We start from the raw sequence: 9,855 nt of genomic DNA, 5'->3' as shown, positions 1-9,855 counted from the left end.
CTTGACCGCTTGTCTCGCTCACCGCCGCAGAATTGCCCTCACTGCGGATGCAGCCTCATCAGATACCCTGCCAAACTTCTGCCAAAGTAGTGCTAAGGCCTGTTACAGCGACAGGCGCGCCTGCCCCAGAGGTTTCGCGGTTGAGTTGATATTCTCGTGATGGCCGTCCTCGCTTATGACGGCGCCCTGCAAGGCTCGGCATGGGGTAGCCTGACCGATGCCCTGGCCTGCCTCCATCGCGCCTCGGACGAACCCTATGGCTGGCCTGGCGACTGCAGCTTCGATGCCGTTGCTATCGAAAATGACCGCACCGGGAACTGCCCCGACTTCTGGGCGCAGCACCGTCTGCTCCGCCATCTCCATCACCCTCCAGCGACATTCTTCGAAGCCCTCGACCTGCAGGCCGATTGGCGAGAGCGCCGGTCTATAGCTTGTGGCCGTGGCTCGTACACCTGCGCCTGTTTGGCGACGCCTATGCGGGCGCCATCAGGCATGAGCTCGACGTACTGGGCTGCTCAAGCGTCCATTTTCCCGACGAGACCAAGCGTCTCCATCGAAGATCGCCCGATCTCGTACAAAAGTGCCTCCCAGACGATATGTTGGCTCGTTTGAGAGCGAGCGCTTTCATCTTGCCACACGCCCATTCCTACCGATTGCGCGCCCGCCCCCTTCCCCATTTTCCTGTGGCCCCGCCCATCCCCCTGCGGACGCGCGCGGCCCCGCGAACCAACAAATCACCGCCCGGCCGGTCCGCCATCCGTGACAGTCCGCAGACATCCGCGTACGAGCCCTGCCTTCGCCACATTGGAGGACAGGATCATGCTGCCGTCACGCACCTTCAGCGTCTCGATCGATCGGGATTGGCAAGCGCTTTACGATCGGATCTGGCGGCCCGAATTCTTCCCGAAATGGGCGTCTGGCCTCGCGCAATCGGAACTCCGCCAGGATAAGAGGGGCTGGTTGACGGACGGCGCCGAAGGGCCTGTCCGCATTCGGTTCACCCCGCATAATGACCATGGCGTGATGGATCATTGGGTCGAGCTGGAGGATGGAAGCGAGGTCTATGTGCCGTTGCGCGTGATCCAGAATGGACGCGGCGCGGAGGTGATGCTGACCCTGTTCCGCCAGCCCGACATGGATGACGAGCGTTTCTCGGCCGACGCCAAATGGGTCGTCCGCGATCTCAAGCGATTGAAGGAAGTGGTGGGCCGCTAGGCGGCCTTGGCGAGCGTCTCGATGCGCCGTTCGCGGGCTTTACAGACGAGGATTCCCGAGAAGGGCCTTTGCCCGCAGCATCCCGCTTCCTGCGGACCTCACTCCAATCGACATCGGAGCAAGAGCCGATGCTCAATATCTGCTCCCGACCGTCGTCTCGATATTATTATTTCCACGACTTTCCGCCGCCTGGCTGAACCTGAAGATACAGCCCGCCACCATCCGCCATCTTGTATCGCTGCGCGCAAATGCGCGCGATCTCCAGCGGTCAGATGCGGAGAAAATATCGCTGATTTCTGGGGTTTGCGAAGACGCCGATGGGCAGCGGCGGTCTGCAAATTGGAGCGGGTAGCGGGAATCGAACCCGCGCGTTCAGCTTGGGAAGCTGACAGGCTACCATTACATCATACCCGCCTGTGGGCCGCCGGATAGCGCGGCCGCGCGCGCTTGGCAACGGGTCAGGGCAGCAACAGGCTGCCATCCCCGTAAGAATAAAAGCGATAGCCGTCAGCGATGGCGTGGGCATAGGCCGCCTGCATCCGTTCGCGGCCCATCAGCGCCGAAACCAGCATGAAGAGGGTCGATTTGGGCAGGTGGAAATTGGTCATCAGCCCGTCGATGCCGCGAAACCTGTAGCCGGGCGTGATGAAGATCGCGGTATCGCCGTCGAAAGGCCGGATGATCCCATCCTCTCCCGCCGCGCTTTCGATCAGGCGCAGCGAGGTGGTGCCGACCGCGATCACCCGCCCGCCCGCCCGGCGGACCGCGTTGAGGCGGTCGGCGGTGGCCGCGTCGATGCGGCCATATTCGGCGTGCATGCGGTGATCGTCGGTATCTTCCGCCTTGACCGGCAGGAAGGTGCCCGCGCCGACATGGAGGGTGAGCGTGACATGGCCGATGCCCCGCGCATCGAGCGCCGCCATCAGATCCGGCGTGAAATGGAGCGCGGCAGTGGGCGCGGCGACGGCGCCGGGTTCGGCCGCGAACATCGTCTGATAATCGTCCGCGTCGCGTTCGTCCGCCGCGCGCTTGCCCGCGATATAGGGCGGCAACGGCATGCGGCCCGCGCGTTCGAGCAGCAGTTCGACGGGCTCGTCACCATCGAATTCGAGGAGGATCGAGCCGTCATCGCCGCGCGACGCGGCAAGCGCCGTCACGCCCGCGCCGAATTCGATGCGATCGCCGTCGCGCACGCGCTTGGCATTGCGGACGAAGGCGCGCCAGGCGCGCGGCCCTTCGCGCTTGTGCAGCGTCGCCCCGATCCGCGCCTCGCCCCGCCGCCCTTCCAGCTGGGCGGGGATGACGCGGGTATCGTTGAACACCAGCAGATCATCGGGACGCAGGATATCGGGCAGATCGCGGATGATGCGATCGGCCATGCCATCCTGGTCGACCACCAGCATCCGCGCGGAATCGCGCGGCGAGGCCGGGCGCAGCGCAATCCGCTCCGCCGGAAGATCGAAATCGAACAGATCGACGCGCATCGCCGGCCCCTGAAACGCTGTACGGGCTTACTTCTTCTTCGGCTTGTCTTCCTGCAGGTCGCCGCGCAGCACGCTTTCGACCGCCTTCTTGCCGACCGCATCCTCGACCGGCGTGGCCGGGGCGGTCGCCGTAGCCGCAGCCACCGGAAGCGTCGGTTCGGCCGCTTCGGTGCGGGCACGGACGATCCGCGACGGATTGGCCGGCGGCTCGCCCCGTTCGATCGCATCGACATATTGCATGCCGGAGATGACGCGGCCGACCGCGGTATATTTGCCGTCGAGCCGCAGCATCGGCGACAACATGATGAAGAACTGGCTGTTGGCGCTATCCTCCGCTTCGGCGCGCGCCATCGACAGCACGCCGCGGACGTGCGGCATATCGTTGAACTCGGCCTTGAGGTCCGGCAGCTCGGAACCGCCGCTGCCATCGCCGCTGGGATCGCCGCCCTGCGCCATGAAGCCTTCGATCACGCGGTGGAAGACGAGGCCGTCATAAAAGCCGCGATTGGCCAACGTGCGGATACGTTCCACATGATGCGGCGCCTTGTCCGGCCGCATCAGGATCTTGACCGTGCCGCCGGTCGACAATTCGAGGTCGAGGATATTGGCGGGATCGGGCGCCGGCGCCGTCACGGGCGCGACAGGCGCCACCGGGGCGGCTTCCTGCGCGAAGGCGGCGTGACATGCGAACAGGCCGGTGACGGTGGCCAGCAGGATCTTCAAACGCATCGACACTTATTCTCCCGACGGGGCGGCCAGCGCCATGCCCCGAAACCCCTTGCCTGTTGCTGAACGCTCAGTTGCCCTTGCGCCCGATCGTCGCCACGCGCGCGCCCACTTCCGCCGCGACGGCCGCCGGCACGAACTTGTCGATCGCGCCGCCATATAGCGCGATTTCCTTCACCAGCCGCGAAGCGATCGGCTGCAGGCTGACATCCGCCATCAGGAAGACCGTTTCAACACGATCGTTCAGCTGCTGGTTCATGCCCGCCATCTGATATTCATACTCGAAATCGGAGACGGCGCGTAACCCGCGAACGATGATGCTGGCACCTTCGCGATCGGCGAAATCCATCAGCAGCGAATCAAACGTGACGACTTCGATATCGCCGTCGATCCCGGCCACTTCGCGGCGGATCATCGCCAGCCGTTCCTCGATCGTGAACATCGGCGTCTTGGACGGATTGGTCGACAGACCGACGACCAGCTTGTCGACCAGCTTGGCGCCGCGCCGGATGATATCGATATGACCCAATGTGATCGGATCGAACGTGCCCGGATAGACCCCGACGCGCTTCATTCAACGATCCCTTTCGATAACATAAGCGGCAACCGCGCGGAGCAGATCGGCTTCCTGGCCGAAGCCGGCAAGATGCGAAATAGCCTGTTCGACCAGCATTTCGGCCTGCTGGCGCGCGCGTTCCTGGCCGAGCAGCGAGACGAAGGTCGCCTTGCCGGCGGCCGCATCCTTGCCGACCGCCTTGCCGGTGGTTTCGGCATCGCCTTCGACATCCAGCAGATCATCGACGATCTGGAAGGCGAGGCCGACATCGCGGGCATAAGCGCGCAGGCGGCCACGGCCTTCGGGCGGCACATGCCCCATGATCGCCCCCGCTTCGAGGCAGAAGCCGATCAGCGCGCCGGTCTTGAGCTGCTGGAGCCGAGTGACCGTCGGCAGATCGAAGCTTTCGGTTTCGGCGGCGAGATCCATCGCCTGCCCGCCGGCCATGCCCGCCGGGCCGGAGGCGCGGGCGAGTTCCGCCACCAGTTCGATCCGCACAAAGGGATCGGCATGGGTGGAATCGTCGGCCAGGATTTCGAACGCGACCGCGTGGAGCGCATCGCCGGCCAGAACCGCCGTCGCCTCGTCGAACGCCTTGTGGACGGTGGGCTTGCCGCGACGGACGTCATCATCGTCCATGCACGGCAGGTCATCGTGGATCAGCGAATAGACATGGATGCATTCGATCGCCGTGGCGACACGCATCGCGGCCATGCGATCGACATGGAAGAGATCGCACGCGGCGCAGACGAGCAACGGCCGCAGCCTTTTGCCCCCGCCGATCGCGGCGTGGCGCATAGCAGCATAGAGCCGGCCGCGCGCATCGTCCGGAACTTCGAGCAACAGATCGAAATGCCGGTCGATTTCGGCCGCCACCCGTTCCAGCGCGGAACCGAGCCCGGCAGGCGTATCGATCACGTCGCCATCCGAAGGGCCGTCAGCCGGCATCGAAACCCTGCGTCCCCGCCGGCCGGCCATCCGCGCCCAACCCGATCTTCTCGATCCGCGCCTGCGCATCCTTCAGCCTCTTTTCGCACTGGGCGCGCAACGCATCGCCTTCGGCATAAAGCTTGATCGAATTGTCGAGCGTCTCTTCGCCGCTTTCCAGCCGCTGGACGATCGCCTCCAGCCGCTTCAGCGCGTCCTCGAAAGAGAGTTCGGAAATGGTATCTGCATCCTGGCCCATGCCCGGCTTGTGGCGGGCGGTCGCGCGGGGGTCAAGCCACGCTTGTCGATGATGCGGCGCCAGCAGCCCTGGCGCGTTCCTCGGCAACCAGTTCCTTGCGGCTGAGCTTGCCGATCAACGTCTTGGGCAGGTTCAGGCGCACGTCCACCGCGACGACGCGTTCATGCTTGCCGAGCCGGGGGTTGAGCCAGGCCATGATCTCCTCGCCCGTGGCCTCCGCCCCTTCGTTGAGGGTGACGAACGCCTTGGGGCTTTCGCCGCGATAGGGATCGGGAATGCCGATCACCAGCGCCTCCTTCACGGCCGGATGGCCATAGAGCACGGCTTCGACCTGGCTGGGGAAGACCTTGAACCCGCCGACCGAGATCATGTCCTTCAACCGATCGACGATGCGGATATAGCCGTCGGCGTCGATCAGGCCGACATCGCCAGTGCGCAGGCCGCCGCCGACGAACACATCGGCATCGGCATCCGGCCGGTTCCAGTAACCCGCCATGATCTGCGGGCCGTGGATAACGATTTCGCCGGGCTCGCCATCGGCCGCCGGCTTCGTCGGATCGTCGCGATCGACAAGGCGGAAGCTGGTCGCCGGCAGCGGCTGGCCGATCGTGCCGGTCTTGTTCTCGCCTTCATAGGGATTGGTGCTGGCGATACCGCTTTCGGTAAGGCCATAGCCTTCGCACAGGCGCGCGCCGGTGACCGTTTCGAACCGGGCCTTGAGTTCGGCCGCGAGCGGCGCGCCGCCCGAAATGCAGACGCGCAACGACGAGAAATCGGTCGTGGCGGTCTTCGGATGATCGAGCAGCGCCTGATACATGGTCGGCACGCCGGGCATGGCGGTGGCGCGGGTGCGCTGGATCGCCGCCAGCGCCTGCGCGGCATCGAAGCGCGGCAGCAACACCATCTCGCCGCCATTGAGCACGGTGCGGTTGAGCACGGCGGCATTGGCGAAGATATGGAACAGCGGCAGCACGCCCATGATCCGATCCGCATCATCCGCATGCGGATCGATCGCGACGATCTGGCGGGCATTGGCCGTCATCGCCTGATGGGTGAGCTTCGCGCCCTTGGGCGTGCCGGTGGTGCCGCCGGTATATTGCAGCAGCGCGACATCCGTTTCCGGCTCGATCGCCACGTCGGGCGCCTTGCCATCATTATGGATCAGTTCGGAGAAGGCGATGATCCGCGGATCATGCGGCCGCTTCGCCACCTCCTTGCCGCGAAACAGCCGGTAGAAGAGCGACTTGCCGGCCGGCAGCGCGCCCGCGACCGATCCGACCACGAGCTTTTCCAGCCCGCTGCGCTCCATGACCTGAAGCGCGGTCGGCAGCAGCGCCGCCGCCGAGATCGTGAACAGGATGCGCGTGCCCGAATCCGCGACCTGATGGGCAAGTTCATCCACCGTGTAGAGCGGCGAAAAATTGACCACCGTCGCCCCGGCCGCCAGCGCGCCATAATAAGCCGCGACATAATGGGGGACGTTGGGCAGGAACAGGCCGACGCGATCGCCCTTGCCCACGCCCAGCGCCGCAAGCCCCGCCGCCACGCGGCGAACGCCCGACCAGCTTTCGGCATAACTGAACTTGCGGCCCATGAAATCGATCAGCGCCCGATCCGGCCACCGCGCGGCCGATGCGGCAAACATCGCCGGCAGGCTAAGCGGCGGATATTGGGCATCCCAATCGGTGGGATGGCGATAGGCGCTACGCCAGACGGATGCAGGATCAGCCATGACGCTTACGTAAACTGGAAGCGCGGGGGATGCAATCGGGCCGAGGATGTTATCGGATGCGCGCCGCTCCCCCTCCGGCCCAGCCTGTTTAGGAAAGCCCGGCGCGGAGGCCAAGCCCCTCCCCCGTCAATCGACCAGACCGCCACCCCGCAGGCGGGCGATTTCGGCATCCAGCGCGGCCGTGACGCGGCGGCGCTGGGCGTCGGGCAGATCGGCAGCCCGGATGTCGGCCCGTGCATCGCGCAAGGCATCGGCCACCTGGCTGCGGATGGCCCGCATGTCGACGCAGTTGCGGGACAGCGCCGTGATCGCCGCGCGATCATCAAGGCCGGCGGCGTCGCGCCGGGCCCGTTCGCTGCATCCGCGTTCCATATCCAGCCGCGCCGCCGCGAATGCCGCGCGCACCTCGCTATCGACGTCGACATTGGCGAGCGCCCGCATTGCCTGCGCCCGCGCCTGCTGGGCCGAAGCCCGCGCCTCGCGCTCCGCCACGCGCGCGGTGGCGATGCTTTCGCGCGCTTGCGCCACGGCCTCGGCCGCCGCCGCACGGGCTTCGGCCACCGCTGCAACGCGATCGGCCTCAGCGGCGGCCTGCACGGCCACTGGCGCGACGGGTGCCGCAGGCGCCACCGGGGCAACGGGCGCGGTGGGCGCTTCAACCGCGACAGCCGAAGGCGCCACCGGCACCGGCTGAACCGCCGGCAGGGCCGCCACCGGATCGACCAGCGCAAGCCGGGGCATTTCGACCGCGCCGCTCGCCGCGATGCCGCCGGTCGCGGTCAGCATCAGCCCGCCGCCGACCAGCAGCCCAACCAATGCCGATCCCGCCAGCCGCCGCACGCGGCTCCGTTTCGCTGCCGCCATCATCTTCAATCTCCTCTTGATCTGGGTCGCGCCGAGCGCACAGGCGGCGGCCGGCGTGGCATGGCCGGCGGACTTCACCAGCGCGGTCGCATAGGCATGGCGCTCGCTCGTCGGCTCGTCGGCCAGCACGGTTTCGTCGCAAGCCAGTTCCTGATCGGCCCGGAAGGCGCGGTAGGCGATGTGCGCGAGCGGATTGAACCAGTGGAGCGAGACCAGCACCAGCGCGACCAGATTGGCGATCAGGTCGCCACGGACATGGTGGGCAACCTCATGCGCGATCACCAGGCGCTGTTCCTGACGGCTGTATCGCCGGGTGAAATCGCCGGGCAGCAGGATGCGCCGCGCAAGGATGCCCGCCGCAACCGGCCCGCGCACGCCGGCGCTGACATGGACGGCAATGCCGCAGCGGCGACAAAGAAAGGCCGATCCCCGCAGCGCCATGCGCAGGAAGTGTCGATAGAGGCCGATCTGCCAGCCGAAATACAGCACCGCACCGGCCAGCCAGATGCCCAGCCCGATCGCCAGCCAGTCCGGCCCCGGCACGGGCAATGGATCCATGCTCGCCACCGGCATCGGCGCGGCCACCGCATGGTCCAGCATCGAAAGGTCGATTCGGATCGGCACCTGCGCCGCCACCGGCTCCGCCATTTCGGGCAGCGGCGGCATCACCAGCCGCAGCACCGGCAAGGCCCAAAGCGCATAAGCGACGCGCGCGCCGAACGCCCGGGCCACCCTGCCCCGCACCAGCAGCACGACCGCCATCAGCAGGCCCGACGCGATCAGTGCTTCCGCCACCCGGCTCGCGCTCAGCCAGTCGGCGCTCATGGCTTGAGCGCCTTCAGCAGCGCCTCGATCTCGGCGATGTCCTCAGCGGTCAACTGGTCCTGTTCGGCCAGATGCGCGACGAGCGGCGCGGCGCGGCCGCCGAACAGCCGGTCGATCAGCCGCCGCGATTCCCGGGCGGCATAATCCGCCCGCGCAACGAGCGGGCGATAGAGATAGCGGCGGCCATCCTCTTCATGCGCCAGGACGCCCTTGGCGAGCAGGCGGGCAAGCATGGTCTTGACCGTGCGGTCGCTCCAGCCACGCGCCGGATCGATCCGCTCCGCCACCTCGGCCGCGGTCAGCGGCGATTCGTCCCACAACACATCCATGACGGCATGTTCGCCATCGCTGATTCGCTCGGCCACCGGCGTCCCTCCGATTACATACGTAGTCTTATTTGACTACATACGTAATCGTCAAGCCATAAGGCGCGAACGCGATGCGTGCGGCGCGCGCCACGGCAGCCGGCGGGTCAAGCCACCTGCCGGACAGCCATCTGCAATGCTGGAAAAACTGCGGTGGACGGCGGTCACGAAGCGGTCGGCCGCCCGATTCGCGCTTAGTGGCGGTGCTCGCGCCGCAGCTTGTACCGGCCGTCGACATAATCGTCGAAAATCCCGGCAATGGCGGGGTGATCGATCGGTTCGTCGCTTTCGTCATATTCCAGATTCTGCTGGCTGACATAAGCGACGTAGCTGCTCTCCGCATTTTCGGCGAGCAGATGGTAGAAAGGCTGATCGCGCGCGGGGCGCACGCCCTCGGGAATCGCCTCATACCATTCCTCGCTGTTGGCGAAGACGGGATCGACGTCGAAAATCACTCCGCGAAATTCGAGCAGGCGGTGCCGCACCACATCGCCAATGGCGAAACGGGCGTGCGCAACGGGCGGCGCGATGAGCTGCGCCTGCCGGTCGAGAGTCAGCGAAATGTCCTTCGTCATGGTGCCAATCTAGGGTTTGTGATGCCGGACGCAAGCTCAACGCTTGGCAAGCCCGAAATCATCCGCTAAGGGGCGCCCCTCATCGACCGGGACGCACCGTTTTCACGGGCCCGTTCTTTCAGCGGAGAGGTGGCTGAGAGGTCGAAAGCACCGCACTCGAAATGCGGCGTACGGGCAACTGTACCGTGGGTTCGAATCCCACCCTCTCCGCCACCTATTCATCCTGATGAGTACGCAAGGGTCCACAAGCCCGCAAATTTGCGCCATTTTTCACGCCGGATTAGTCCGCATGAGTCTACATTTGTTCTCATGCAGCCGGTGCGTGAT

General features: G+C 65.9%; 11 protein-coding genes and 2 tRNA genes. 2 read left to right on the top strand and 11 right to left on the bottom strand.

Annotation, left to right across the window (positions count from 1 at the left end; translation table 11 throughout):
• Positions 1 to 102 precede the first annotated feature (102 nt).
• Complete coding sequence (locus CHB74_RS03860; RefSeq protein WP_144033711.1) at positions 103 to 357, bottom strand: hypothetical protein; 255 nt, start codon at positions 355 to 357, stop codon at positions 103 to 105.
• Between the two features lie 462 nt (positions 358 to 819).
• Between CHB74_RS03860 and CHB74_RS03855 the strand changes: the two genes are divergently transcribed.
• Positions 820 to 1,215 (top strand): polyketide cyclase, encoded by a 396-nt coding sequence (locus CHB74_RS03855; RefSeq protein ID WP_089218284.1) that lies wholly within the window; start codon positions 820 to 822, stop codon positions 1,213 to 1,215.
• Positions 1,216 to 1,555: 340 nt separating this feature from the next.
• Here CHB74_RS03855 and CHB74_RS03850 read toward each other — a convergent pair.
• The 10 genes from CHB74_RS03850 to hspQ form a co-directional block, all read right to left on the bottom strand.
• Positions 1,556 to 1,629, bottom strand: a tRNA-Gly gene (locus CHB74_RS03850).
• Between the two features lie 44 nt (positions 1,630 to 1,673).
• Positions 1,674 to 2,699: a tRNA preQ1(34) S-adenosylmethionine ribosyltransferase-isomerase QueA gene (gene queA / locus CHB74_RS03845; RefSeq protein WP_089218283.1), complete on the bottom strand. Its 1,026-nt coding sequence runs from the start codon at positions 2,697 to 2,699 to the stop codon at positions 1,674 to 1,676.
• 27 nt (positions 2,700 to 2,726) lie between these two features.
• Positions 2,727 to 3,428 (bottom strand): peptidylprolyl isomerase, encoded by a 702-nt coding sequence (locus tag CHB74_RS03840; RefSeq protein ID WP_089218282.1) that lies wholly within the window; start codon positions 3,426 to 3,428, stop codon positions 2,727 to 2,729.
• 67 nt (positions 3,429 to 3,495) lie between these two features.
• The gene (gene coaD, locus CHB74_RS03835) at positions 3,496 to 3,999 is read right to left on the bottom strand and encodes a pantetheine-phosphate adenylyltransferase (protein ID WP_089218281.1); all 504 of its coding nucleotides are present in this window, start codon (positions 3,997 to 3,999) and stop codon (positions 3,496 to 3,498) included.
• A complete protein-coding gene (locus CHB74_RS03830; RefSeq protein ID WP_089218280.1) occupies positions 4,000 to 4,929 on the bottom strand; it encodes a polyprenyl synthetase family protein in 930 nt (309 codons plus the stop codon). It abuts the gene before it with no gap.
• Positions 4,919 to 5,167: an exodeoxyribonuclease VII small subunit gene (locus tag CHB74_RS03825; protein ID WP_089218279.1), complete on the bottom strand. Its 249-nt coding sequence runs from the start codon at positions 5,165 to 5,167 to the stop codon at positions 4,919 to 4,921. The genes CHB74_RS03830 and CHB74_RS03825 overlap by 11 nt, the downstream gene beginning before the upstream one ends.
• 31 nt (positions 5,168 to 5,198) lie before the next feature.
• On the bottom strand, positions 5,199 to 6,899 hold the full coding sequence (locus CHB74_RS03820) for an AMP-binding protein (RefSeq protein ID WP_089218278.1): 1,701 nt from the start codon (positions 6,897 to 6,899) through the stop codon (positions 5,199 to 5,201).
• Positions 6,900 to 7,025: 126 nt separating this feature from the next.
• Complete coding sequence (locus CHB74_RS03815) at positions 7,026 to 8,588, bottom strand: M56 family metallopeptidase (protein WP_089218277.1); 1,563 nt, start codon at positions 8,586 to 8,588, stop codon at positions 7,026 to 7,028.
• Positions 8,585 to 8,953, bottom strand: coding sequence for a BlaI/MecI/CopY family transcriptional regulator (locus CHB74_RS03810; RefSeq protein WP_089218276.1), 369 nt, complete (start codon positions 8,951 to 8,953; stop codon positions 8,585 to 8,587). Before CHB74_RS03810 ends, CHB74_RS03815 begins: the two co-directional genes overlap by 4 nt.
• 194 nt (positions 8,954 to 9,147) lie before the next feature.
• Entirely contained in the window at positions 9,148 to 9,528 is a 381-nt protein-coding gene (gene hspQ, locus CHB74_RS03805; RefSeq protein ID WP_089218275.1) for a heat shock protein HspQ, read from the bottom strand.
• 123 nt (positions 9,529 to 9,651) lie between these two features.
• Here hspQ and CHB74_RS03800 point away from each other — a divergent pair.
• Positions 9,652 to 9,741: transfer RNA gene (locus CHB74_RS03800), tRNA-Ser, on the top strand.
• The last annotated feature ends 114 nt before the right edge of the window (positions 9,742 to 9,855 follow it).

The organism is Edaphosphingomonas laterariae, from assembly GCF_900188165.1.
GTDB lineage: Bacteria > Pseudomonadota > Alphaproteobacteria > Sphingomonadales > Sphingomonadaceae > Sphingomonas_E > Sphingomonas_E laterariae.
Note: the sequence above shows the minus strand (reverse complement) of the source record. Positions and strands in the feature narration are given on the sequence as shown.